At 62.3% G+C, this 24,881-nt stretch carries 23 protein-coding genes and 1 other annotated feature; of the genes, 17 read left to right on the plus strand and 6 right to left on the minus strand.

From position 1 onward, the window contains the following. Window positions 1-1,360: 1,360 nt before the first annotated feature. The 13 genes from C1O66_RS04085 to C1O66_RS04145 all read left to right on the plus strand — a co-directional run bounded on the left by C1O66_RS04085 (window position 1,361) and on the right by C1O66_RS04145 (window position 12,420). Window positions 1,361-1,747: a hypothetical protein gene (locus tag C1O66_RS04085; protein WP_102766718.1), complete on the plus strand. Its 387-nt coding sequence runs from the start codon at window positions 1,361-1,363 to the stop codon at window positions 1,745-1,747. 99 nt (window positions 1,748-1,846) lie between these two features. Next, window positions 1,847-2,215, plus strand: coding sequence for a hypothetical protein (locus tag C1O66_RS04090; protein WP_102766719.1), 369 nt, complete (start codon window positions 1,847-1,849; stop codon window positions 2,213-2,215). Between the two features lie 66 nt (window positions 2,216-2,281). After that, window positions 2,282-2,785 (plus strand): GNAT family N-acetyltransferase, encoded by a 504-nt coding sequence (locus C1O66_RS04095; RefSeq protein WP_102766720.1) that lies wholly within the window; start codon window positions 2,282-2,284, stop codon window positions 2,783-2,785. Window positions 2,786-2,912: 127 nt separating this feature from the next. Further along, the gene (locus tag C1O66_RS04100; protein ID WP_102766721.1) at window positions 2,913-3,122 is read left to right on the plus strand and encodes a hypothetical protein; all 210 of its coding nucleotides are present in this window, start codon (window positions 2,913-2,915) and stop codon (window positions 3,120-3,122) included. Window positions 3,123-3,246: 124 nt separating this feature from the next. Then, a complete protein-coding gene (locus tag C1O66_RS04105) occupies window positions 3,247-3,669 on the plus strand; it encodes a hypothetical protein (protein ID WP_207795900.1) in 423 nt (140 codons plus the stop codon). Window positions 3,670-4,413: 744 nt separating this feature from the next. Continuing rightward, complete coding sequence (locus C1O66_RS04110; RefSeq protein ID WP_102766722.1) at window positions 4,414-4,827, plus strand: hypothetical protein; 414 nt, start codon at window positions 4,414-4,416, stop codon at window positions 4,825-4,827. A gap of 1,137 nt (window positions 4,828-5,964) precedes the next feature. After that, the gene (locus C1O66_RS04115) at window positions 5,965-6,360 is read left to right on the plus strand and encodes a hypothetical protein (RefSeq protein WP_102766723.1); all 396 of its coding nucleotides are present in this window, start codon (window positions 5,965-5,967) and stop codon (window positions 6,358-6,360) included. 643 nt (window positions 6,361-7,003) lie between these two features. Beyond that, a complete protein-coding gene (locus C1O66_RS04120; protein WP_102766724.1) occupies window positions 7,004-7,447 on the plus strand; it encodes a hypothetical protein in 444 nt (147 codons plus the stop codon). Window positions 7,448-8,521: 1,074 nt separating this feature from the next. Next, window positions 8,522-9,741 (plus strand): IS3 family transposase gene (locus C1O66_RS04125; RefSeq protein WP_102766725.1). Its coding sequence is split into 2 segments (ribosomal slippage): window positions 8,522-8,810 and window positions 8,810-9,741, totalling 1,221 coding nucleotides; the frame shifts between segments, so codons are not numbered across the junction. Then, window positions 8,800-8,916, plus strand: a sequence feature (AL1L pseudoknot). Its footprint overlaps the gene before it by 117 nt. Before the next feature lie 419 nt (window positions 9,742-10,160). Continuing rightward, the gene (locus tag C1O66_RS04135) at window positions 10,161-10,661 is read left to right on the plus strand and encodes a DUF6714 family protein (RefSeq protein WP_102766727.1); all 501 of its coding nucleotides are present in this window, start codon (window positions 10,161-10,163) and stop codon (window positions 10,659-10,661) included. Between the two features lie 360 nt (window positions 10,662-11,021). Next, the gene (locus C1O66_RS23570) at window positions 11,022-11,378 is read left to right on the plus strand and encodes a hypothetical protein (protein ID WP_133155096.1); all 357 of its coding nucleotides are present in this window, start codon (window positions 11,022-11,024) and stop codon (window positions 11,376-11,378) included. A 151-nt stretch (window positions 11,379-11,529) separates the two neighbouring features. Beyond that, window positions 11,530-11,910, plus strand: a complete 381-nt coding sequence (locus C1O66_RS23575; RefSeq protein WP_133155064.1) for a hypothetical protein — start codon at window positions 11,530-11,532, stop codon at window positions 11,908-11,910. Window positions 11,911-12,087: 177 nt separating this feature from the next. Then, window positions 12,088-12,420 carry a hypothetical protein gene (locus C1O66_RS04145; RefSeq protein ID WP_102766729.1) on the plus strand — a complete coding sequence of 111 codons (333 nt, stop codon included), beginning with the start codon at window positions 12,088-12,090 and terminating at the stop codon, window positions 12,418-12,420. Window positions 12,421-12,778: 358 nt separating this feature from the next. Here the strand turns inward: C1O66_RS04145 and C1O66_RS04150 are convergent, their stop codons facing one another. Continuing rightward, entirely contained in the window at window positions 12,779-13,858 is a 1,080-nt protein-coding gene (locus C1O66_RS04150; protein ID WP_102769460.1) for an IS110 family RNA-guided transposase, read from the minus strand. A 161-nt stretch (window positions 13,859-14,019) separates the two neighbouring features. Between C1O66_RS04150 and C1O66_RS04155 the strand changes: the two genes are divergently transcribed. Together C1O66_RS04155 and C1O66_RS23580 are read left to right on the plus strand one after the other, a co-directional pair. Then, window positions 14,020-14,382 (plus strand): hypothetical protein, encoded by a 363-nt coding sequence (locus C1O66_RS04155; protein WP_102766730.1) that lies wholly within the window; start codon window positions 14,020-14,022, stop codon window positions 14,380-14,382. Window positions 14,383-14,961: 579 nt separating this feature from the next. Further along, on the plus strand, window positions 14,962-15,414 hold the full coding sequence (locus tag C1O66_RS23580; RefSeq protein ID WP_133155097.1) for a hypothetical protein: 453 nt from the start codon (window positions 14,962-14,964) through the stop codon (window positions 15,412-15,414). A gap of 334 nt (window positions 15,415-15,748) precedes the next feature. Here C1O66_RS23580 and C1O66_RS04165 read toward each other — a convergent pair whose 3' ends face one another. Then, window positions 15,749-16,828: an IS110 family RNA-guided transposase gene (locus tag C1O66_RS04165; RefSeq protein WP_102769460.1), complete on the minus strand. Its 1,080-nt coding sequence runs from the start codon at window positions 16,826-16,828 to the stop codon at window positions 15,749-15,751. Window positions 16,829-16,999: 171 nt separating this feature from the next. Here C1O66_RS04165 and C1O66_RS04170 point away from each other — a divergent pair, with 171 nt between their 5' ends. Further along, complete coding sequence (locus C1O66_RS04170; protein ID WP_102766732.1) at window positions 17,000-17,704, plus strand: aspartate/glutamate racemase family protein; 705 nt, start codon at window positions 17,000-17,002, stop codon at window positions 17,702-17,704. Window positions 17,705-17,726: 22 nt separating this feature from the next. Here C1O66_RS04170 and C1O66_RS04175 read toward each other — a convergent pair whose 3' ends face one another. The 4 genes from C1O66_RS04175 to C1O66_RS04190 all read right to left on the minus strand — a co-directional run bounded on the left by C1O66_RS04175 (window position 17,727) and on the right by C1O66_RS04190 (window position 22,787). Next, window positions 17,727-19,343 carry a DHA2 family efflux MFS transporter permease subunit gene (locus C1O66_RS04175; protein WP_102766733.1) on the minus strand — a complete coding sequence of 539 codons (1,617 nt, stop codon included), beginning with the start codon at window positions 19,341-19,343 and terminating at the stop codon, window positions 17,727-17,729. A 16-nt stretch (window positions 19,344-19,359) separates the two neighbouring features. Then, window positions 19,360-20,622, minus strand: a complete 1,263-nt coding sequence (locus C1O66_RS04180) for an efflux RND transporter periplasmic adaptor subunit (RefSeq protein WP_102766734.1) — start codon at window positions 20,620-20,622, stop codon at window positions 19,360-19,362. A gap of 71 nt (window positions 20,623-20,693) precedes the next feature. Further along, window positions 20,694-22,115: an efflux transporter outer membrane subunit gene (locus C1O66_RS04185; protein ID WP_165794467.1), complete on the minus strand. Its 1,422-nt coding sequence runs from the start codon at window positions 22,113-22,115 to the stop codon at window positions 20,694-20,696. An 87-nt stretch (window positions 22,116-22,202) separates the two neighbouring features. Then, window positions 22,203-22,787: a MarR family winged helix-turn-helix transcriptional regulator gene (locus tag C1O66_RS04190; protein WP_102766736.1), complete on the minus strand. Its 585-nt coding sequence runs from the start codon at window positions 22,785-22,787 to the stop codon at window positions 22,203-22,205. 223 nt (window positions 22,788-23,010) lie between these two features. Here C1O66_RS04190 and C1O66_RS04195 point away from each other — a divergent pair, with 223 nt between their 5' ends. Beyond that, entirely contained in the window at window positions 23,011-24,873 is a 1,863-nt protein-coding gene (locus tag C1O66_RS04195; RefSeq protein ID WP_102766737.1) for an ABC transporter transmembrane domain-containing protein, read from the plus strand. Window positions 24,874-24,881 lie beyond the last annotated feature (8 nt).

The raw sequence follows: 24,881 nt of genomic DNA on the forward strand, positions 1-24,881 counted from the left end.
CCCCTTACGTCGAACGCTATGCAGCAGGCTAGGAGAACCTCGACGATTCGTCTCTGGTTGCGCGTTCGCGGCGATCACGCGGCGCGACGGGCCTGTGCTTTCTCCGGTTTGGGCTGGGCGCAAACGGACCCAGCTTTCGGTCGCCGTGATCTTGCCGGCTCAAGCCAGGCTGGCCTTCTGCTTTCCTCGGTTCGCAGCCTGCCGCATGGTACGGATGCAGCCTGTCGCCTCAGCCGCCTGCGGCGTGGGTACCGCTTCGGTATGCTCTCGGCCACTTCCACCGCAGTGCCTCCGATGGTGGCTCTGCATAGCCGGTCGTTGCAGCGGACCGCCTGCGGCGTCCGCTGACCTTTACGTTAGCCCTCAGAAATGCCATTCGAAGCGAAGCTCTCGCTGTTCGGCGCTGGAATGGTCGCAGCGCTCTGGTGGGCCGCGCGTTACCCAGACTCGCTAGTTTCCCGAATCGCATTCACTTGGCATGGCCCATTCCCGCAGCATGGCGAGACAAAGAGCCATTTCTATCGAAGGCAGTGCGTCTTCGCGCTTGGCTGGCTGGTCCAGTTCATGGTTGTATGGGCTCTTGGCTATATTTGCGCTTGGTATTGGCCCGGAATCACTGAATCCGTATGGTTCTTGGTTGTCTTTGCGTTTGCGTTGCCGCTGGCCATTGGTATGGCGCTACTCGGCGCTCTTCTGGCGTGGCTATGCTCAGTCAAGGCCTCCGTAATTGGCCCCAATCCGGAGTTCGTCCATGTCGCAGCGGAATCTGATGGCTAACCACTCGCTCAACCGGACCCGCTACGGCAAGCCGCCTTCGGGCCTCATTTCATTCTGGCCCTTCGGCGTCCTGCCGTCGCTGGCCGGTTAGCTTCAACGTTAAGCGTCATGCCCACCACACACTGCCCAATCTGCTCGACCGCGATGATAGAAAGCGACGTCGCGCCGTGTTTCGACTGCGGCCACTCCGAGTCTGAGTTGGATGAGTTCAGGCGAAACGAGCATGAATACAACTCCTTTCAGCTCTGGGGCCACGAGCTCGTTCTCTGCGATTTCTGCGATGCAGATTTTGGCTCCTATTTCCCAGAGCATTGGGGGTTGCCTCCGGGGCCGCTGCCAGACTATCCGCTCAATTTGGTGGGGCCAGTCGAGGCACCGGCAATTGCCAGGGAGGCATGCTGCCCCAAGTGCAATCATCGGCTCGCATTTCTCCGCGTACTCGCCGCGGCTAGGAAGCAAAATGCCGCCTAACCCGGCGTTCGAGCCGACTCGCAACGGCTGGTCACTCCAGGCCCTCATTTCACTCTGGGCCTTCCGTGCCCAGCCGCTGCTCGCGGCTCAACTTCGACGTTAGAGCGCAGAAATGCCGCTGACCATCACTCGTGCTTCTGATCCAGCAAGGGGTCAGTACTCGCTGGAGATCGAGGAGATCGATCCGGTGACACCAGCCTCACGCTTGCTTTGGCACATAGCGCAGCTGCCTGGTGTGACGGTACTAGCCAAAAAGTCATGGGCACTCACTGATGACTTTGAAGCGTACTTCACCTACAAAGGCCAGATGTTTTGCTTGCAAACACCTTTCGTGAATGCATGCCTTGTCATGCGTGCACCAGGCGACCCATTGATTTTTCAAGAGCTTGAAGATCACATCAGCCAGTACCGGGTGCCAAGTACTCTTGTGTCCATGCTGGCCATGCTGAGGTTCTTCGTTCTTCCATCTAACCCCAAGCCTGAGCTTTGGCCCCATTAGCGTCATGACGCCTACCCACAGTCTGCGCTCTAACCATTCGCTCGAGCCGACTCGCGTCGGCAGGCCGCCGCTCGCGGCTCAGCTTCAACGTTAAAGCGCATGAGTTTCCTTTCCCGCATCTTCGGACGTAAGCCACCACAGAATCTCGGCGGCAAGAGCCTCGTTTCATTCGATGAGCATGGCGTTACACGCAACATGCCAGATGGGCGGGTAGAGGCCGTCTCCTGGCATGAACTCCAGGAAGTCATAATCGTTACGACCGGCGAGGGGCCATTCGAAGACGATGTTTTCTGGGTCCTAAGCGGCAATGGCCGGGGTTGTGCTGTACCGAGCGAGTCGGCTGGAATGAAGGAATTGTTGACACGCCTTCAGCAGTTGCCTGGGTTCAACAATGAGTCTGTGATCCAAGCGATGGGAAGTACAAGCAACGCCAAGTTCATTTGTTGGAGTCGCGGGAATGCGCTTTAACCTTTTGGTCAAGCGGACCTGCGCCAGCTACGCTGGCTGGTCCGCTTACCGCGAACGTTAGGCCTCATGATCGTCCCGCTTCTGGAATCGACCCGACTTCGGCTTCGCCAGTACCGAGTGGGCGATCTTCCACACTTCGCGGCGTTGAACTCCGACCCCGACGTACGTGAGCACGTCGGCGGCCTTCTACCGACACAGCGCATTTCGCAGTACCTGCATGACTTCGCCGCCACGACAGAACCCACCGAACTGCGAGCGTGGGCGATTGAGAACTCAAAGAACGGTGAGTACATCGGACACGCTTGGCTACTCCACCAAGGCAGGCTATATCAGCCTGACGTAGGGGTATTAATTTCAAAGAATCACTGGGGCAGTCGATTTGGGCCAGAGGCAACTGCTGAAATCCAGCGATTTGCTAAACGCGAACTCAACAGCGCTTGCGTTTATGCGTCAGTCGACACTGACAACCTAAGATCAATATCCATGTTGCACCGAGCAGGCTTCGCCTATTTAGCTACCGAGAAAGATGAAGAGGGTAGTTTTTATATTTTCGTCAGCAATGAGGCCTAACCCCTCGCTCAACCGGACCCATTGCCGCATGCGGCTAAAGGCCCTCCATTTCATTCTGGGCCTTTAGCCACATACCGCAACGGTCCGGTTAGCTCAAACGTTGTGCGTCGCTAGATTGGTGACCGAGATGATCGACCGATTCATTCCGCAGATTGAGGCTGCTCAAACGCAAGGAGCCGTTGTCTTGCTCAAGTGGGACGGGGAGAGGCCGAACGTTCGCGGCACGGTTGTCATCACGCGTCAGGACACGGACTATGTTTGGCGCAAAGACTGTGACGATGTTGCGGCGGGATTGGCGGAAGCGCTACACGACTACGAGGCCAAGCATGCTCTTTGAATCTGGCTGCCTTTCACGCGCAACGCACAACCTGTCATTGGAGCGGACCGCCTTCGGCGTCCGCTCACTTTCACGTTAGGCCTCACGCGCCAGCCGTGTCGCGACGCGTACTGAAAGGAAAACTGTGAAGCACTCCCTCTCGCCGGAAGACCTTCAGTTTCAGCGTTCCTTCGAAGCCTTTAAGGTCGAGCCATCCGCATTTGGCCACGCTGCTCACGTTCGCCTGGCCTATGTGTACTTGTGCCAGAGCTCGCCCGACGAGGCAGCGCTGCGACTGAAGGCGTCGTTGCTGGCATTTCTAGACCACCTGGGAGTCGGATCGGTAAAGTTCCACGAGACGATCACGAAAGCGTGGATAAGGGCAGTCCGTCACTTTATGGAACTGTCCAGTCACTCAGAGTCATCCGCCGAGTTCATCGCATTGAATCCACGGCTTCTCGACAGCGACATCATGCTCAAGCACTACTCGGCAAGCCTTCTGTTCTCGCCAGTAGCGAGGTCGGAATTTGTGGAGCCCGACATTGCGCCCATTCCCGAGCACAACTGAGTGAGGCCTAACCCCTCGGTCAAGCGGAGAGCCGCCGGCAAGTCGCCAGGCCCGCGCGCCGCTGTGGTTTATCCTGCATCGCGCGGGCCTGGCGCCTTGCCGCCGTCTCCCGCTTACCTCGAACGTTAGGCCGCACAAACGACCACTGCGCCAGTGACGGAGCCAAAGTCCTCTCCTCGCTCAGCGTCGGCCTTAGCCAGACGCGACAGCCACACACTCAAAAGACCGTGAGCAAAGCCCAGGATCTTCAGTACATCGTTTTCTGGTCAATCATTGGCCCGGTTGCTTTGGTGCTCAGCCTGTTTGCTTTCAGTGCCGTCTTGCTCGCTTTTGCACCACCTCAATCTGACTCTTGGGTCACAGCGTTAGGGGTGCTACTTCACTACAACTCGCTATTTGGGCTGGTGATTGCAGCGCCCGTAGTCGCATTCTTTGGCCTGTTAGGCTTAGTCTTGCTTCCGAGAAGGTCTTTTAGGCGCAAGGCGCTCACCCTCTGCGTTTGCGCAGCCGCGTTCGCGGTGCCCACCGCAACCGTCGTTGCCATGTACTTTGGCTAGCGGTAGGAGCGGCCCAAGCGTTCACCAAGCGATCTCATCAAGTGCGGCCTAACCCCTCGGTCAAGCGGAGCGCCGCCGGCAGGCCACCAGGGCCCAGTTGGCGGTACGCGGTACATTGTCGCCAACCGGGCCCTGGCGTCCTGCCGTCGTCGCCCGCTTACCTCGAACGTTAGGTCTCACCATCACCATGTCCTACCAGTTCTCTGGGTTCCTCGTTGCGATGCCACTACCCCGCCCGGTTGAATTGCCGGCGGGTGCAGTGTGGCGAGAGATTTCGCTCCCGTTCCGCGGCGTTGGCGTTCTGCTTCCGCATACGATCGGCGAGATCCTCAAGGCCGACCAAATCGCCGACTTTGCCCGCGATCTTGGAATTGCAAACGGCGCCCCCTGGCTGTTCATGCAGTACGACACTTGGGGCGGCGAGATTGACTTCGTTTTTGGCATGGGCGCCACATCTGCGGGAGCGTTCGGTCCGGTTGAAGAGTCCGCGCGGGGTCAAGTCGAAGCTGTATACCTGGATCTCATGGCTCGGCTTGGTGTTGGTGCCGATGATGCTCTTGCATTTAAACCCTTTGAGCGTGGTTACTGGGGCGAGCAATGAGACCTAACCCATCGCTCAACCGGACCCGCAACGGCATGCCGCTTTCGGGCCTCATTTCATTCTGGCCCTGCAGCGTCATGCCGTCGCGGGCCGGTTAGCTCAAACGTTGTGCAGTAAGCTAGGCCGCGCATGAAGATCCGGTCTTGGTTCGGCGAACGCCGCGATCTCGCGGATCAAACCGGAATGCGCATATTCGAGTCGGGCTTCAGGCAAGCGAGTCCAGCTTCCGGCCGCCGTGATCTTGCCTGTTTTGGCTTCGCAGTTTGTTCGCCTTTTCTTGGCTCGCCGCCAGAGGGCAGGCGGACAAAGCGCTTGGCGCCTCGGGCGTTCGCCGCATGGGTACCGCTTCGGTATGCTGTGGGCCTGTTCCAAGGCAGTGCCTCCGAAGTGGCTCTGCACAACCTGTCATTCGAGCGGACCGCCTTCGGCGTCCGCTCACTTTCACGTTATGCAGCAAGCTAAGCATCGCTTGAAGGTCCGTTTTCGGTCGTGCGCTCGCCTCGATTGCGCGGAGCAATCTGCCATGATTTCCTCGGCGTCAGGCTGCATCCGATCCGGCTCAGCATTCGGCCGCCGTGATCTTGCCGGTCTTGGCCAAGCTGCTCATTCTCTTTTCTTGTTTCGCCGTCGGCCCGCAGAAGAACAGCGCGCTTGCCGCCTCAGCCGTTCGCCGCGTGGGTTCAGCTTCGGTATGCTGTCGGCCACTTCCACCGCAGTGCCCTCGAAGTGGCTCTGCATAACCGGTCGCTCGAGCCGATCGCCTGCGGCTCCGGCTCAGCTTCAACGTTATGCAGCAAGCTAAGAAACGCTTGAAGAGCGGTTTTCAGTGTGGCGACCGCCACGACTGCTCTGCGCATTGCGCCGTGACTTCCTCGGAGTCGGGGGCGTCCCGCACAGTGCCAGCCTCCGGCCGCCGTGATTTCGCCGGTCTTGGCCAGGCTGCTCGTACTCTCTTCTTGGTCCGCCGGCGGCCCGCAGAAGAACAACGCGCTTGCCGCCTCAGCCGATCGCCACATGGGTACAGCCTCGGTATGCTGTCGGCCACTTCCACTGCAGTGCCTTCGAAATGGCTCTGCATAACTGGTCGCTCGAGCCGATCGCCTGCGGCTCCGGCTCAGCTTCAACGTTAGGCGTCGCATGCCACAACCTCCCGACTCCACCCCTCAAGACATTCTCGACCGCATTGATCTTAGTGCGATCGCTGACCCCGGCGACAAGATTCGCGAGTGCGAGTTTTTCCTTGCCCTCGCATCCGATGAATCTGACCTCAGTCGTTTTCGGTGGCTGATCAGCGCGTATCTGAACGCCGTCTACAGCTACTTCGAGACGACTGCTCTCTACGCTGCCGTAGCGTTCACTGATCCAGAAAGTGGAGAACCGATCGAAGACACCGAGGCAGTTGAGACGTTGCGCAACTACGTACGAGTTTTTCAGAACGAGAAGAAGCCGTACTACGTCAAGACTGGCGCTCCGCTTGACCGATGGGTTAGGCGTCGCCGTTTGGGTCGTGGTCATGTGTCGAGTTCGGTTTGAACCTGCTTGATAACGGCAAGCGCCTCGCGGCATAGCGCAAGCAAGGGTTCGCCTTCTCCTTTCATGTTCCCGAGGTGAAAGTCATCAGGAAGATTTCTCCCAGAAGCCATGATTGAGAGGGGGAAGTGATGTGTTGCCGCTTTCCGCACTTGATAGAGACGTGCAATCACTGGGTGTAGACCGCCGCCGGCAGGCCACCAAGCCCGCGCGCTGCTGTGGTTTATCCTGCATCGCACGGGCTTGGCGTCCTGCCGTCGTCGCCCGCTTACCTCGAACGTTGTGCAGCAAGCTAGTCAGCGCATGAAGATCCGCCTTCGGTTCGTCGTTCGCCGCGATCTCGCGGAGCAATCCGCATCGCGCTTGTTCGAGTCGGGCTTTGTTCGTGGGCAGACAACGTCCGGCTACATTGATCTTGCCGGGTTGAACGCGGCCGTTTCTCTTCCATTTCGTCTTGCGCCGCCAGCGGGCAGGCGGACAAGGCGCTTGGCGCCTCGGGCGTTCGCCACGTGGGTACCGCTTCGTTATGCTGCCGGCTTGCTCCACCGCAGTGCCTCCGATGTGGCTCTGCACAACCTGTCATTGGAGCGGACCGCCTTCGGCGTCCGCTCACTTTCACGTTAAGCCGCACAGTCATCCAGCTACCATGGCCACCTCAGTCCGCGAACAACTGTTAGAGCTCAAATCGTTCGCCTTGGCGGTGATGTCCTCTGCTGGTTCGAAAGTCGAGGAGCTGACTTTTGCACCGTGCACAGAACTCGATGAGAGCGAACTGCGCGCGCCGAAGACCGCACTTAAAGGCTGGCGAATGGCAGTCAACGATTGCATTGAAATGTCGAGCCACTGGTCAGCCGATCAGGTTATGAGCATGGATGCCGCCCTCCGCAAAGCTGGCATCGTCACCTTGTCTGAAATCCGCCGACGTTACTCAACACGTCTTGCCGCCATTCTGAAACGCGGGCGCATACGTGGAGAGGTTGAGTATTACCTCGCAGTCGCTCTCGTCGCTGACACCGCGAGCAACTTGTCGGCTGAAGAGCTCGTCAATCTTCAGGCCCTAGTCGCGGAATTTGAGCAAAGTGCGGCTTAACCATTCATTCCACCGGACCGCCTCCGGCGGCCGGTGATTTCAAACGTTGTGCAGCAAGCTAGGCCACGCATGAAGATCCGTTTTCGGTTCGGCGATCGCCGCGATCTCGAGGATCAAGTTTCGTTGCGCGCGTTCGAGTCGGGTGGCCGGCGAAGGTGGCCAGCTTCAGGTTGCCGTGATCTTGCCTGCTTGGGCGCGGCCGCTTGGCTTCCTTTTCGTCTTTCGCCGTCAACGGGCAGGCGGACAAAGCGCTTGGCGCCTCGGGCCTTCGCCCCGTGGGTACCGCTTCGGTATGCTCTTGGGCAGTTCCACGGCAGTGCCTTCGAAGTGGCTCTGCACAACCTGTCATTCGAGCGGACCGCCTTCGGCGTCCGCTCACTTTCACGTTAGGCGTCACAAACGAACCGAGTTGCGACTCGTGAAGCACTTCAAGAAAGAAGCCATTCTGATGGCTCTCATTCCCGCAGTGATCCTTCTTCTCGCCATTGTTGGCGCGTTGGTGATTCCGAACCTACTGAACTGATTCACACAAACATGAAGCCAGTCGGAACAGCCGACCACGACACGATCTCATGAGCAAGCTACCCGTGCCAGCACACCTACTCAGCAACCTGGGACCGGAAATGAAGATGGACGTCCACTGGGTAGACGTGAAACTTAAGGACGGCCGCTGCTTGACGAATGTTGTGCTGCGAGGGGGCACTTATCTTACTGGTCGAGACCAAGATCCGAACGGCGAGGGTCCGTTACCCTTCCAGTCGTCAGACATCGTCAATATTCGCCGCCGCGCATTGTTCGGCAAGCTATGGCCAGTCTGGCCCAGGAACCGCGGTGACGCCTAACCCCTCGCTCAACCGGACCCGCTACGGCAGGCCGCCTTGGCCCGGTCGGCTGCACTCACACTATTTTCGCCAACCGGGCCAAGTCGTCCTGCCGTAGCGGTCCGGTTAGCTCAAACGTTAAAGCGCATGAGTTTCCTTTCCCGCATCTTCGGACGTAAGCCACCACAGAATCTCGGCGGCAAGATGAATCGCCCCGGGTTTTGAGGAGGCTCCAACTCTGGAGAATGGAGCCATGAAGAAGTCCCCGAAGTTTTCGCCCGAGGTGCGTGAGCGTGCCGTGCGCATGGTGCTGGAGCACCGAGCAGAACATCCGTCGCAGTGGGCGGCCATCGAATCCATCGCCGACAAGATCGGCTGCGTGCCGCAGACCTTGCACACCTGGGTCAAGCAGCACGAGGTCGATGCCGGCCAGCGAGACGGTGTCTCGACTGCGGAGGCTCAGCGCATCAAGGAACTGGAACGAGAGGTGCGCGAGCTGCGCAAGGCCAACGAGATTCTGAAGCTGGCCAGCGCGTTTTTCGCCCAGGCGGAGCTCGACCGCCGCATCAAGTCCTGAAGGCGTTCATCGACCAGCACCGCCAGCAGCTTGGGGTCGAGCCGATCTGCCGCGTCCTGCAGATTGCCCCATCGGCTTACTGGCGCCACGTCGCTTGTCAGCGCAGCCCGGCCTTGCGCTCTTTGCGAGCCCAGCGCGATGTGCAACTGCTACCGCAGGTGCAGCGCGTCTGGCAGGCCAACCATCAGGTCTACGGCGCCGAGAAGGTCTGGCGCCAGCTCAACCGCGAAGGCGTCGCCGTGGCGCGCTGCACCGTCGAGCGGCTGATGCGCCAGCTCGGGCTGCAGGGTGTGCGCCGAGGCAAGGCCGTGCGCACCACCATTCCCGATCCCAAGGCGCCATGCCCGTTGGACCGCGTCAATCGGCAGTTCCGGGCCGAGCGGCCGAACCAGCTGTGGGTCTCGGACTTCACCTATGTCTCAACCTGGCAGGGCTGGGTGTATGTAGCGTTCGTCATCGACGTGTTCAGCCGGCGCATCGTGGGTTGGCGTCAGAGCAGTTCGATGCACACCGAGTTCGTACTCGACGCATTGGAGCAGGCGCTGTACGACCGCAAGCCGTCCGATGGCCTGGTGCATCACTCCGACCGCGGCTCGCAATACCTGTCAATCCGGTACAGCGAGCGATTGGCCGAGGCCGGAATCGAGCCCTCAGTGGGCTCCAAGGGCGACAGCTACGACAACGCACTGGCCGAGACCATCAACGGGCTGTACAAGGCCGAGGTCATTCACCGGCGCGGGCCTTGGAAGACCAAGCAGGCGGTGGAACTGGCGACCCTGGAATGGGTCGCCTGGTTCAACCATCACCGGCTGATGGGCCCACTGGGCCATGTGCCGCCTGCTGAGTTCGAAGCCAATTACCATCGTCACCGCGCTGGTCAGGCCGCGACCGCCTGACTTAAACCAACAGGCCTCCTCGGAACCCGGGGCGATTCAAGAGCCTCGTTTCATTCGATGAGCATGGCGTTACACGCAACATGCCAGATGGGCGGGTAGAGGCCGTCTCCTGGCATGAACTCCAGGAAGTCATAATCGTTACGACCGGCGAGGGGCCATTCGAAGACGATGTTTTCTGGGTCCTAAGCGGCAATGGCCGGGGTTGTGCTGTACCGAGCGAGTCGGCTGGAATGAAGGAATTGTTGACACGCCTTCAGCAGTTGCCTGGGTTCAACAATGAGTCTGTGATCCAAGCGATGGGAAGTACAAGCAACGCCAAGTTCATTTGTTGGAGTCGCGGGAATGTGCTTTAACCTTTTGGTCAAGCGGACCTGCGCCAGCTACGCTGGCTGGTCCGCTTACCGCGAACGTTGAACCTCATGAGCAGCACTGTCGAGATCATCGAGAGAGCCTTTTCGAACGTGGCCAAGCCAGTGAACGCTCGATCATTAGCGCCCCACGAGTGCCCCGAATGCGAAGAACTAGCAGCGGACCTTTTGCCGTACTGTTTCCGCGAGGTTCCCGGCGAACTCGTTGAGGCCCACTTCGGCGATCTCCCCCTGTTGGGACCGTTGGGATTTCACTACTACCTGCCGGCATTCCTTGCGTACGCTTTGGAGAACCCGGACAGCAACGTCTTGGAGTTCGCCGTGATTCACCTAACGCCAAGCAAGAAGAGCGTGAATGCCACGCCCGAGTATTTCAGTAATCGCTTCGGCCTCTTCGACTCGGCGCAGAAGGCCGCTATCGCTGCGTTCTTCGCAGAAGTTCGTGATCACAAACTGTACGTTGCGCATGAAGGTGAACTTGATCGCGCGGCTGAGTTGTGGCCGGATGCGGTTCAACCCTTCGCTGCATCGGACGGCTTCGCCGACCGATGAGCTCAAACGTTGTGCAGCAAGCTAAGCAACGCATGAAGATTCGCCTTCGGTCCGTCGTTCGCCGCGGTCTCGCGGGGGAATCCTCATCGCGCTTGTTCGAGTCGGTCGCAGTTCAAGCTCTGTCAGTCCCTGGCCGCCGTGATGTTGCCTGGCTGAGCAAGGCCGCTTGTGTTCCGTTTCGTCCTGCGCCGCCAGCGGACAGGCGAACAAGGCGCTTGGCGCCTCGGGCGTTCGCCGCGTGGGTACCGCTTCGATATGCTGTGGGCCAGTTCGACGGCAGTGCCTCCGAAGTGGCTCTGCACAACCTGCCATTCGAGCGGACCGCCTTCGGCGTCCGCTCACTTTCACGTTAGGCCGCTTTTGGAAGATCCTGTCCTGCTTACCGCTGAAAAAATCGAATCGCAGTTGGTGCTTTGCGCTTCGTGCGTTGGGTATCTAGAGGATTCTGGTCGCTACGAGATTCGCGACCTTATCGGTCCGGAGTGCATGGCGCTCGTCAATGTGCTTCGCAAGATGCTGCCCGACGGCGAAGATCGTGTACTTCGGCTCGCCCGGGAGCATCCGGTTCCTTGGGTCCGTTACTACACTGCAGCCGCCATCGAACGAGACTTTCCAAGTGTTAGTTGTGCTGTGTATAAGGAACTTCAATTCGTTGGCGGCATCGTCAGCGCCGTAGCCCTGGTGGCGGAGAAACTCCTTGCACAGCCAAAGCACTGAAAAATCGCAGCCTAACCCAGCGCTCGAGTGGACCTCCGCCAGCTGGCCGCGCTGTGCTGCCTGTATATTTTCAGCTCCGCGCGGCCAGCTGGCTGCGGCCCCTCAGCTCGAACGTTAGAGCGCACTAGTAGTAATGGCTATCTCGAGCCGATTGAAGCTGATCTGTGGCGGGGCAATTGCCGCAATGTTGGCGTCCTGGATGCTTGCAGACCTGCGTGAAACGGATTGGAATCCACTGGTCCGTACAAGCGAAGAACTTGAAGGTAACTGGCGCGAGGGCGATTCGATACTCTCGCTCAAATCCAATGGCGAATACGTTTGCTCAGGGAAGGAGTGCGGATCTCTTGCTGGCGCGGGCACGTGGCAAAGGTCGGGCGACTTTTATGTTGATTTCTCGAAGTCGGGCCAACTGCTCGCCAACTGGCGCTTTGTCCGCAGAAACAACGGCTTGGTTTTCGCGGAGGGGCCTGACCTCGAGAGCCTTTCCCTTAGATATGTGCACGATGCAAACAATGCTGGCACGAAAAGATAGTGGCATGCGCTCTAACTGGTCGCTCGAGTGGACCTGCGCCAGTTGGCCGCACTACGCTGCCTGTATATTTTCAGCTCCGCGCGGCCAACTGGCTCCGGCCCCTCAGCTTCAACGTTAGGCCTATCGGAATCTTTTCGCTTGCCTTCGATCGAAATAATCCTCCCGTCGCCTCATCCAATGACTTCACAACCTTTTGAGAAGATCGCTCTTGCCGCCCGGGTGGTCGAGGAGGAGATGAAGCGAGTTGGCTATTGGTCCGCCGAGCCGTGTCCCGAATTCAACCCAAACGAACTCTACGGTGGCGCCACCTTCGAGAGTTGGTTGCAATTCGAGTACTTGCCGAAGGTCTCCCGCGCAGTCGAGGTCCTAAGCCTCGTTGACCTGCCGCAATACCGAGTAGGTCTCGCCGCCCTTCGACAGTACGACTACCATTCTTCAATCCCCGAAGCACATATCCTCATGAGCGCTTGCTTCGAGCTTGAGCGGGTACTTGATGCAGTCCATGCGTAAGCCATTTCGCTCTCGCGCGCATAGGCCTAACCAGTTACAGGGACTTCCCACCGCGTCAACACCGTCTCATTGAATCCCCCCGCAAGACCTGACCCCGATTGATCTGGATTGCACACGCCGACTCGGACGAAGGGCTGAACAGAGAACAGACTGCCACTCTACAGACGGCCTTGTTGCAGTCGCTGGCAGGTGCCCTGGCGCTGCGGACCCAGATACGAACCGCTCAGCAGGGCTCCATTCCATTCGCGTGGACTGGGTCCGAAGACCGCGCGCCACCACTGGTTAGTCGAGCTTGCCTGCTGCCGGTCTGACCTGTCAGTGCATCTTCTGTGTGTCGTCGTGCATGGAAGTTGGAGACTCAGCTCGGCATGGTGGCGCCGGGCTTGAGGCTGATGTGATGGGGATCGAAGCGCTCGCCGCGGGTCATGACGGCCCAGAGGATGCGGGCGTTCTTGTTGGCCAGGGCGACGACCGCCTTCTGCCAGCCCGAGCGCTCCTTGAGGGCCAAGACCCAACGCGAGATCGGATCGCTACGCGTGTGGGCGGTGTTGACCACGGATTTGGCGCCCTGGATCAGCAAGGTCCTCAGATAGGCATCGCCGCGCTTGGTGATGGTGCCCAGGTGAGGCTTGCCACCGCTGGAGTGCTGCTTGGGCACTAGACCCAGCCAGGCGCTGAACTGGGCTCCACTCTTGAATTGTCTGAAGTCCCCGACTGTGGCGACGGCCGCTGATGCGCCAACGGGGCCGATGCCCATGAGCTGCCCGGCGCGACGCACCTCCGGGTTCTCCTGCTCATGCGCGGCCAGTCGCTCGTCGCACCAGGCTAGGTGCTCGTCCAGCTCACGCCACTGCGCCTGCGCCCGGCGAAGCGTCATGCGGGCCAAGCCATTCATCTCGTTGGCGCCGTCCTCCAGCAGCTCGTCCAGCACCAGGCGCAGGGCTCTGGATCCATTGGGCACGGCGACACCGAACTCCAGCAGCAGGCCGCGAATGCGATTGATGCAGGCCGTGCGGTCCGCCTTGAGGCCTTCGCGCAAGCGATGCACGCACAGCAAGCTCTGCTGCTCGACGCTCTTGACCGGAACAAAGCGCATGTGAGGGCGGCTCGCCGCCTCGCAGATGGCCGCAGCGTCGTTGGCGTCGTTCTTGCCGCAGTGGCCCTCGGCGCGATAGGGGGCGGCCAGGTGAGCCGAGATGATGCGAGCATCCAGCCCCATCGCGCGCAGGGCCCGGGCCCAGTGATGTGCGCTGGAGCTGACCTCCATCACCACCATGCAGCCGACCTGCAACAGCGCACACCAAGCCAGGAACTTGTCGCGGGCCAGCGCCCGGTTCGTCAGCACGCGGCCACCGCCGTCAACGGCGTGCACTTGGATGACTCGCTTAGAGAGATCCACGCCTACGCGCACCGCTGGAACTTGGGTATTCTTGTCCATGGACTTCCCCTTTCGAAATGGCTGCAGATTGATGACCAACACCACCAATCTTGGCGCCTTGACGCCGTTGCCTGAAGGTGGGAAGTCCCTTCGCATTCCGCTCGAGCCGACTCGCGTCGGCAAGCCGCCACTCGCGGCTCAGCTTCAACGTTAGAGATCACATGCCGCGCACTTGGCCAACCGTCAGCTACTTCAACTCAGGCACTGCCGCGGCCAGAGAGGTGATGGGCGAGCTTGAGCTGCTCGATCGCAAGAACTGGTACGAACTCTATCGCCGGATCGAAGATGGAACACACTGGCGGCTTGACACTGAAGACAAGTTTCAGCAGCGCTACCTCGTCCAAATTGATGACACTGGCAGCTGGGATTCATTCGACTCTTCCGCGCTCGAAAAGGAGCTTCTACTGGAGCGCCGTGGCGGCGTCGGGGCCGAAGAATGTATCTGTGCTGGTTGCTCGGCCCCGGTGCTTCTTAAGTCGGCCTTTTGTCTCAATCACACCTATGAGCGCGGGGTGCGAAAGTGAACTCTAACCATTCGCTCGAGCCGACTCGCGTCGGCGGGCCGCCGCTCGCGGCTCAGCTTCAACGTTAGACGTCACAGACTTCGGCCACCTCACGTTGACCCCATGAATACTAGGCCACAGTGGCTCGCTGCCCGGACCATCATCGCTATCGAGCCAAACGGCACGGAGCGGATGATCACGCTTCGTGTCGGGATCCCGCTCGAAGTCTCTCCAGATGAATGGGTCTGCGCGTGCACGATGGATGGGTATCACGAGAACCTGGGACCAATCCATGGTGTTGACGCATGGCAAGCTATCCAGCTCGCTTTCAACTTGCAGCACCAACTGCTTGGTTACCTCGCAGAGAAGGGCACCAAGTTCATCTATGCGGAATCTCGGGAGCCACTTGAGTTGGTCGAATTGTTTCCACACCCCCCACACTCGGACAAAGGTCTGCCCAGCGGTGACGTCTAACCAGTCGCTCGAGTGGACCTCAACCGGCTGGCCGCGCTGCGCTCAGCAGTTGATCATCGCTTCGCGCGGCCAGCCGGTTTCGGCCCCTCAGCTCCAACGTTAGGCCTCACCAAGAAGGAACCTCCCATGCGAATCGATAGAAGGCTCCTATGCGCTGCAGCGCTGTTCGCTGCCGCTTCTTGTGGCGCACAAACGTCTAAGGAGTACGCAGTAATGGGCCGCTCCGCTTGGTCCGCGTTCGAGTGCTCATCGCTCGCCTCACAGATGAAAGACCCCCAGGAGCAAGAGCGCCTGTTCAATGCTGGCTACAAAGATGGTCTCGCGTTCATAACTGCGCTCCAAGCACAAAAGATTGATCGTAAAGATGTCTCTTCAGAAGTACCCATCGGAGTTCGATTTCTTCTTCAAGGTCCTACACCGGATTTCATGCTCGGTCGCATGTACGAGTCCGCTCAAGACGAGGCCCTCAAAGACGTTACGAAAACGGGGCAACAACTAAACTCTGATGACCTTCAGAAAACGTTGGCTCAAAGCAAGTACACCAAGAAAAACTGCCGTCTTGTCGGTGGTAGGCAGTGAGTCCTAACCCTTACAGGGACTTCCCACCGCGTCAACACCGTCTCATTGAATCCCCCCGCAAGACCTGACCCCGATTGATCTGGATTGCACACGCCGACTCGGACGAAGGGCTGAACAGAGAACAGACTGCCACTCTACAGACGGCCTTGTTGCAGTCGCTGGCAGGTGCCCTGGCGCTGCGGACCCAGATACGAACCGCTCAGCAGGGCTCCATTCCATTCGCGTGGACTGGGTCCGAAGACCGCGCGCCACCACTGGTTAGTCGAGCTTGCCTGCTGCCGGTCTGACCTGTCAGTGCATCTTCTGTGTGTCGTCGTGCATGGAAGTTGGAGACTCAGCTCGGCATGGTGGCGCCGGGCTTGAGGCTGATGTGATGGGGATCGAAGCGCTCGCCGCGGGTCATGACGGCCCAGAGGATGCGGGCGTTCTTGTTGGCCAGGGCGACGACCGCCTTCTGCCAGCCCGAGCGCTCCTTGAGGGCCAAGACCCAACGCGAGATCGGATCGCTACGCGTGTGGGCGGTGTTGACCACGGATTTGGCGCCCTGGATCAGCAAGGTCCTCAGATAGGCATCGCCGCGCTTGGTGATGGTGCCCAGGTGAGGCTTGCCACCGCTGGAGTGCTGCTTGGGCACTAGACCCAGCCAGGCGCTGAACTGGGCTCCACTCTTGAATTGTCTGAAGTCCCCGACTGTGGCGACGGCCGCTGATGCGCCAACGGGGCCGATGCCCATGAGCTGCCCGGCGCGACGCACCTCCGGGTTCTCCTGCTCATGCGCGGCCAGTCGCTCGTCGCACCAGGCTAGGTGCTCGTCCAGCTCACGCCACTGCGCCTGCGCCCGGCGAAGCGTCATGCGGGCCAAGCCATTCATCTCGTTGGCGCCGTCCTCCAGCAGCTCGTCCAGCACCAGGCGCAGGGCTCTGGATCCATTGGGCACGGCGACACCGAACTCCAGCAGCAGGCCGCGAATGCGATTGATGCAGGCCGTGCGGTCCGCCTTGAGGCCTTCGCGCAAGCGATGCACGCACAGCAAGCTCTGCTGCTCGACGCTCTTGACCGGAACAAAGCGCATGTGAGGGCGGCTCGCCGCCTCGCAGATGGCCGCAGCGTCGTTGGCGTCGTTCTTGCCGCAGTGGCCCTCGGCGCGATAGGGGGCGGCCAGGTGAGCCGAGATGATGCGAGCATCCAGCCCCATCGCGCGCAGGGCCCGGGCCCAGTGATGTGCGCTGGAGCTGACCTCCATCACCACCATGCAGCCGACCTGCAACAGCGCACACCAAGCCAGGAACTTGTCGCGGGCCAGCGCCCGGTTCGTCAGCACGCGGCCACCGCCGTCAACGGCGTGCACTTGGATGACTCGCTTAGAGAGATCCACGCCTACGCGCACCGCTGGAACTTGGGTATTCTTGTCCATGGACTTCCCCTTTCGAAATGGCTGCAGATTGATGACCAACACCACCAATCTTGGCGCTTTGACGCCGTTGCCTGAAGGTGGGAAGTCCCTTCGCATTCTCAAGCGGACCGCCTGTGGCGCCCGCTGAATGCCAACGCTAGCTTCCACAAGAATCCACGTCACGCCACACCAATGCCGCTGCATATCGGAATTGTTGCTTGTTCGGCCGAGGGGGCAGCGCTTTGCTATCGAACCATCTGTTCAGAGGGAGCCGCACTGCTCGGGCAACATGCCCACCCTGAAGTCTCGATGCACACGCCATCGCTCGCTGACTATGTGAGTTGCCTTGAGCGGAAAGATCTGCAAGGTGTTGGCGAATTGATGCTGACTTCAGCCCGAAAATTGGCGCGGGCAGGGGCCGATTTCCTCATCTGTCCTGACAACACGATCCACCAAGCCTTTTCCTACGTCGAGCCTCGCTCTCCGCTGCCCTGGCTGCACATCGCCGAGGTTGTGGCACTGGCAGCCGCTGAACGCGGATGCAGGCGCCTCGGCCTGACGGGCACTCGCTGGCTTGTTGACAGCGCGGTCTATCCTGAAAAGCTAGCAGCGCAAGGCCTGCAGTGCGTCAAGCCAGACATTCCTGAGCGGGATGAAATGGACCGCATCATCATGGACGAACTTGTTTGCGGGACGATCAAACCGGAAAGCATCGCTTACTTCCAGTCGGCTATCCACGGTTTCAAAGAGCAGGGTTGCGATGCCGTCATACTCGGATGCACGGAGATTCCACTGATCGTGAACGCCGAGAACTCCGCCTTGCCAACGTTGGACTCGACACCTTTGCTCGCACGAGCCGCGCTTCGACGAGCACTGCACACAGGTGACGCACAGTAGCGGCTAGACCTCGCCAGAAGCTTCAATGCGCCCCACCCGCATCCACCGCCGCCGCGCCCGCCGCTAACTTCGGCGGCCGACGGGTCAGCCAGATGCCGGCGATCAGCAGCAGGAAGATGGCGGCCGAGGCCAAGAAAATGTCGTCTGCTGCACGGGTGAAGGCCTGCTGGTCGATCAGACGGTTGATCTGGAAGGCCGCTTGCTGGGGCGTCAGGCCCGCCGTCTGCAGCCCAGCCAAAGCTTCGGTGGCGACCGGGTCGCCTTGCGCCAGACGCTCCACCATGTGCTGGTGGTGCAAGGTGGCGCGGCTTTCCCAGAGCGTGGTCGAGATGGAGGTGCCCATGGCCCCGGCGGTGATGCGCACGAAGTTGGACAGGCCGGCGGCGGCGGGCAGGCGGTCGGGCGTCAGGCCGCTCAGGGTCAGCGTGGTCAGCGGGATGAAGAAGCAGGCCAGGGCTGCACCTTGCAGAATCGTCGGCACCATGATGGTGGCGAAATCGGTCTGCGTGGTGAAGTTGGAGCGCATCCACAGCACCAGGGCGAACATCAGGAAGGCAAAGGTGCCGATCTTGCGCGGGTCCACCCGGGCCACGTTCTTGCCCACCACGGGCGAGAGCAGGATGGCCAGCAGGCCCACCGGTGCCAGCGCCATGCCGGCGTCCGTCGCGGTGTAGCCCATCCACTGCTGCAGCCACAGCGGCAGCAGCACCACATTGCCGAAGAACAGGCCGTAGCCGATCGACAGCGTGGCCGTGCCGAAGATGAAGTTGCGGCGGGCAAAGAGGCGCAGGTCCACCACCGGGTGCTTGTCGGTCAGCTCCCAGGCGACGAAGAAGGCAAAGCCCACGGCCGCGGCGACGGCCAGGATCTGGATCTCGCCGCTGGCGAACCAGTCCAGCTCCTTGCCCTTGTCCAGCATGATCTGCAGCGCGCCGACCCAGATCACCAGCAGGGCCAGGCCCACGCCGTCGATGGGCAGCTTCTTGATCGGCGTCTCACGCTTGCGGTAGAGCTGCCAGGTCAGCACGGCCGAGAACAGACCCACCGGCACGTTGATGTAAAAGATCCAGGGCCAGGAGACGTTGTCGGTGATCCAGCCGCCCAGCAGCGGCCCGACCACGGGCGCCACCAGGGTGGTCATGCCCCAGAGCGCCAGAGCGGTGCCCGCCTTGGCGGCCGGAAAGCTGCTCAGCAGCAGGGTCTGCGAGAGCGGGATCATGGGCCCGGCGACCAGGCCTTGCAGCACGCGGCAGGCGATCAGCATCTCCAGCGAGTGCGCGAAGCCGCACAGCCAGGAGGCCAGCACGAAGAGCAGCACGCTGGCGGTGAACAGGCGCACCGCGCCGAAGCGCTGGGTCAGCCAGCCGGTCAGGGGCACAGAGATCGCATTGGCCACACCAAAGCTGGTGATGACCCAGGTGCCTTGCACCGGGCTCACGCCCAGATCGCCCGAGATCGCTGGCAGCGAGACATTGGCGATGGACGAGTCCAGCACGTTCATGAAGGTGGCCAGGGACAGGGCCAGGGTGCCCAGCACCAGGGCCGAGCCCTGCAGCGGCGGCGGTGGCGCCGGCGGCACCAACGAAGCCTGCGGGGCCCGGGGGTCGGACGCGGGGGCGGAGGCGGAAAGGCTGCTCATGCGAGGGTCTCGCCGCTCAGGCCTTGGCGGCCGGCGTGACTGGCTTCAGGGCTTCGGCAGCCTTGCCGGCCACCTTGCTGCCGAGGTTGGCCTTGATGATGCGGGCCACCTCGGCTTCGGCCGCCTGGTCCTGACGCTCGAACACCGAAGTCTGGGCCAGCGGCGTCTGGCGGGTTTGCGCTTCGGCCAGGCTCTTGCCGCTCTGGTCTTGCACGTCGACACTGACATTCATGGACAAGCCCACACGCAGGGGATGCTCGGCCATCTGCTTGGCATCGAGCGCGATGCGCACCGGCACGCGCTGCACCACCTTGATCCAGTTGCCGGTGGCGTTTTGCGCCGGCAGCAGCGCAAACGCTGCACCGGTGCCCGCGCCGAGGCCGGCGATCTGCCCCTTGAACTCGACCTTCTTGCCGTAGACATCGGCCACCAGGGTGGCGGGCTGGCCAATGTGCAGGCGGGCCAGCTGGCCTTCCTTGAAATTGGCATCGACCCAGACCTGCTGCAGGCCCACCACCGACATCAGCGGCGCACCGGCGGCCACACGTTGGCCTAACTGCACGCTGCGGCGGGCGATCCATCCGTCCACCGGCGCCGGCACTTCCACGCGCTGCAAGGCCAGGAAGGCCTCACGCACGCGGGCGGCGGCGCGCTGGACATTGGGATGCTGCTCGACGCTGACGCCTTCGGTCAGCACCTGGTTGGCGTTCAGCTGCTCCTGGGCGGTCAACAAGGCCGACTGCGCGGTCTGCAGCGCGCTCTTGGCGCTGGCGACCTGGGCGGTGGCGTGCTCGTACTCTTCGCGGCCGATGGCGCCGGTGGCCAGCAGCGGCGCGCGGCGCGCCACATCGGCTTGCAGCGTGGCCAGTTGCACCTCGGCGCGGCGCACCTCGCTGTCGCGGGCGCGGATCTGCGCTTGCAGGGTGCTGTTGTTGGCATACAGGCCGCGCACCTCGCGCACGGTCTGCGCCAGCTGGCTTTGCGCCTGCTCCAGGGCCACGCGGGCGTCGGCAGCGTCCAGGCTGACCAGGGGCTGGCCGGCGCGCACGAAATCGGTGTCGTCGGCGTGGATGGCGCGCACAGTGCCGGCCACCAGCGGGGTGATCTGCACCACATTGGCGTTGACGTAGGCGTTGTCGGTTTGCTCGTAGCGGCGGCCGACCATGGTCTCAAAAACGCTGTAACCGATGCCGCCGGCCAGCACGGCCAGGGTCAGTACGGTCAGCGCCTTCTTGCGCTTGGGGTTGGATTCGGGCTTGGAGGCTTGGATGTCGGACATGATCTTGGGTCTCTTCGGTGTGCGTGGTGGCGGGCGCCGGGCCGCTCGGGCGGCGCCGCGTGAATTGGGTATTAGGGCTTGGCCTCGGTCCAACCGCCACCCAGGCTGCGCAGCAGTTGGAGCTGGGCATCGAGGGTCTGGGCTTGCAGGTCCAGGGCCTGGCGCTGCTGTTGCAGCAGGGATTGGCTGGCGTTCAGGACGGCCAAGCGGTTGCCCAGGCCGGCGCTGTGGCGCTGGCGGGCCAGCTCCAGGGCGGCCTGCACATGGGCTTGCGCAGCGGCCTGCTCGGTTTTCTGCTCCTGCAAGGAACGCAGGCTGCGCAGCTGGTCGCTGGCATCACGCACAGCCTCCAGCAGCGCGCCGTTGTAGGCCGCGACCGCCGCGTCGGCCTCGGCCGCCGAACCACGCAGCTGGGCGCGCAGGCGGCCGCTGTCGAACAGGGGCAGGCGCAAGGAAGGTGCCACACCGTACTGCAGGCTGCCGGACTTGAGTAGGTTGTTAAAGCCGATGGCGTTGAAGCCGACAAAGGCACCCAGCGAGATATTGGGATAGAACTGCGCGCGGGCGCTGCTGACCTGGGCCGTGGCCGCGTCCACACGCCAGCGCGCGGCCACCACATCGGGGCGGCGGCCCAGCAGGTCCAGGCCCAAAGCGCCCTCGCCGGCCAGCGGCAGCGCGGCCGGCAGCGCGGGCTTCAAATCCTTCAGCGCGGCCATGGGCTGGGCGCTCAGCGCGGCCAGCTGGTGGCGCAGCAAATCGGCCTGCTCCTCGAGCTGCAAGGCCTGGCGGCGCAGCTCAGGCAGGGGCAGCTCGGCGGCGCGCAGATCCTGGGCTGTGTCCAAGCCGGCCTGGCTGCGCTGGCGCACCAGGGCCAGGGCTTGCTCGCGCTCGGCGCTCTGGCGCGCCAGCAGCTCGCGCTGGGCCAGCACGCGGGCCAGTTGCACATAGCTGCGCGCCAGCTGGCTGCTCAGCATCAGCTGGGCGGCGGCCGCATCGGCGCGGGCGGCCTGGGCGCTGCCCAGGGCGGCGTTCAGCTCGGCCTGGTGGCGGCCAAAGAAATCCCACTCATAGCTGGCCGAGGCCTGCAGGGTGGCGGTGTTGCGCAGGGTGCCGGCCAGCGGCGGCGGGTAGATGCTGTGCTCGGGGAAGCGCTGGCGGGCGGCGTCCAGGCTCAGGCCGACGGCGGCGCGTTCGCTGCTCTCGGCGTTCTCGATGCTGGCCTGGGCGCGTTGGATTCGGGCACGCGCCTGGGCCAGGCTGGGCGCTTCGCTCAGGGCACGCTGCATGAGGGCATTGAGCTCGGGCGCGTTCAGCTCGGTCCACCAGTTACTCGGCGCCATATGGGCGGGGGCGTCCGCGTTGACCTGGAGACCGATTTGTGAGCCATTGAGGCGCTGGGCAGTTGGAGGCAGCGTGGGCTGCAAGGCGCAGGCCGCCAAAAGGGTCGGCAAGCTCAGCGCCACGGTCAAGCGTTTGAGGGGGTGTGCAAGCATGGTCATGAGTTCGAGAGAAAGGGGATGCCGCGTACCCGGCAAGGTGGCCCTTCAACGGCGCGGCCGCTGCAGCCTGGGCGGCGGCGATCAGTCGATGTCCGGGGTGCTTTGCGCCCGGCGCAGCGCTTCGCCGTTGTCAATCATTCGGCGCAACATGCTGAGCAGCAGCTGCCATTCGGCGTGGCTGAAGCCCTTGAGGTGGGCATTGAAGACATCGGACAGCAAGGCCGGAAGCTGGTCGGAGGCTGAAAAGCCGGCGTCGGTCAAGGAGACCTGGACCACGCGGCGGTCTTCGGCCAAGCGTTCTCGCAGCACCAGGCCTTTGGCTTCCAGGCGGTCCAGCAAGCGCGAAAGCGCACCCGCGTCGGCATCGAGTTCGCGGCACAGGGCCGTGGTCGTGCAGTGGTTGCTGCCAAAGCGCAGCACCATCAATACGCCCCACTGCGCATGGGTCAGGCCATGATCGCCGAGCTGGCGGCCTGCCTGATGGACGATGGACTGCTTGAGCTTGCGCAAGAGCCAGCCCAAGCTATCTTCGCGGCGGTAGCTGGCCGACTGATAAAAGCGCGGATGACCAGCGGGGTCGAGACCCGCTTCCGCGCTGGCACCCACATCTGGGCCCGGGTGCTGGCCGGGCTCAGGGGCGGCCGAAGGAGTTTTACTTTTGGGCATGGTTGGCAATTTATTTGCCTAGGCAATCATTGTCAAGTCAAATAAAGGAAAAGCTCACCGAAGGCAGGGCTTGTGGATGGGGCAGGCCACCCCATCTCAACTGCTGCGATCCCCACCCCCAGGCCCCTCGCTCGGAGCCCGAAGCGCCGGCGTGCTCAGCACGCATCCTCTTGCGTTTCGTGCACCTCGCGCCCCCTCCTCTGTCCTGTCTACACTGCGCTGCATGTCATCCTCTGCCACCTCGCCTGCCGCCACGCCTGCCGCCCTGCCTTCCAGCTCCCGAGCCACTCTGGCTGCGGCCGATGGCCCCAAAGCAGCCGCTCGCCCCGGGGCGCATCCCCGTTCCTTGAGCGGCCTCTGGCCTTTTCTGCGGCCCTATCGCCTGCGCATCGGTGCGGCCCTGCTGTTCTTGCTGCTGGCAGCCCTGGCCACCCTGGCCTTTCCCATGGCCTTGCGCCAGCTGGTGGATCAGGGCCTGGGCGGCGCAAGCAACCACGGCGAGCGCCTGATGGCCATGCGCGAGCATTTCCTGGCGCTCTTCATGGTGGGCGCTTCGCTGGGTCTGTTCTCGGCCGGGCGCTTCTACATGGTGACCTGGCTGGGTGAGCGGGTGACAGCCGATCTGCGCAATGCGGTCTACCGCCATGTGCTGCAGCAAAGCCCCGAGTTCTTTGAAACCACGCAGAGCGGCGAGGTGCTCAGCCGCATCACCACCGACACGACGGTGGTGCAGACGGTGGTGGGTTCCAGCCTCAGCATGGGCCTGCGCAACACGGTCATGGGCATCGGCGCGCTGATCATGCTGGTGGCGACCAACCCGCTGGTCATGGGCCAGGTGCTGGGCATTCTGGTGCTGGTGGTGCTGCCGGCCCTGTACTTCGGCCGGCGCGTGCGCAAGCTCAGTCGCGCTTCACAAGACCGGGTGGCCGACACCAGCGCCATCGCGGCCGAGGTGCTCAATGCCGTGCCGGTGGTCCAGAGCTACACCCAGGAGAAGGCCGAGGCCGCCCGCTTTGCTGCCGCCAGCGAGAGCGCATTTGACACCGCCCGCAAGCGCACCAAGGTGCGCTCGGGCCTGGTGGCCTTCATCATCACCGCCACCTTTGCCGCCCTGCTCTGGGGCCTGTACCAGGGCACGCAAGCCGTGCTGGCGGGCAAGATCACGGCCGGCCATCTGGGCCAGACCGTGGTCTATGTGATCCTGCTGGTCAGCAGCGTGGCGGTGCTGGCCGAGGTCTTTGGCGATGTGCAGCGCGCGGCAGGCGCGACCGAGCGGCTGATGGAGTTGCTGGCCAGCGAATCACCCGTGGCCGAAGCTCGCGATCCCCTGCCCTTGCCCTCGGTCCAGGGCGGCACGGCCCTGAGCCTGCAAGCCCTGCAGTTCCACTACCCCTCGCGCCCCGCACAGGCAGCCCTGGCGGACTTCGATCTGGAAATTGCCCCGGGCGAAACCGTGGCCCTGGTCGGCCCCAGCGGCGCCGGCAAGAGCACGGTGTTCCAGCTGCTGCTGCGGTTTTATGAGGCGCAAAGCGGCCGCATCCTGCTCAACGGCGTGCCCACCGATCGCCTGCGCCTGGCCGATCTGCGCTCGGCCATCGGCCTGGTGCCGCAGGACAGCGTGATCTTCTCGACCAGCGCGATGGAAAACATCCGTTACGGCCGGCCCGAGGCCAGCGATGCCGAGGTGATGGCCGCCGCCAAGGCGGCCTTTGCCGACGATTTCATCCGCGCCCTGCCCGAGGGCTATGCCACCTTCCTGGGGGAGCGCGGCGTGCGCCTGTCCGGCGGCCAGCGGCAGCGCATCAGCATTGCCCGCGCCATGCTCAAGAACCCGCCCCTGCTGCTGTTGGACGAGGCCACCAGCGCGCTCGACGCCGAGAGCGAACGCATGGTGCAGGCCGCGCTGGAAGTGGCCATGCAGGACCGCACCACCCTGGTCATCGCCCACCGCCTGGCCACGGTGCAGCGCGCCGACCGCATCATCGTCATGGAGCACGGACGCATCGTCGAGCAAGGCACGCATGCGGAACTGAGCGCGCGCGGCGGGCTGTATGCGCGCCTGGCGGCGCTGCAGTTCGATCTCTGACAGGGCTT

Origin of the sequence: Paucibacter aquatile (assembly GCF_002885975.1) — a bacterium.
Lineage (GTDB): Bacteria > Pseudomonadota > Gammaproteobacteria > Burkholderiales > Burkholderiaceae_C > Paucibacter_A > Paucibacter_A aquatilis.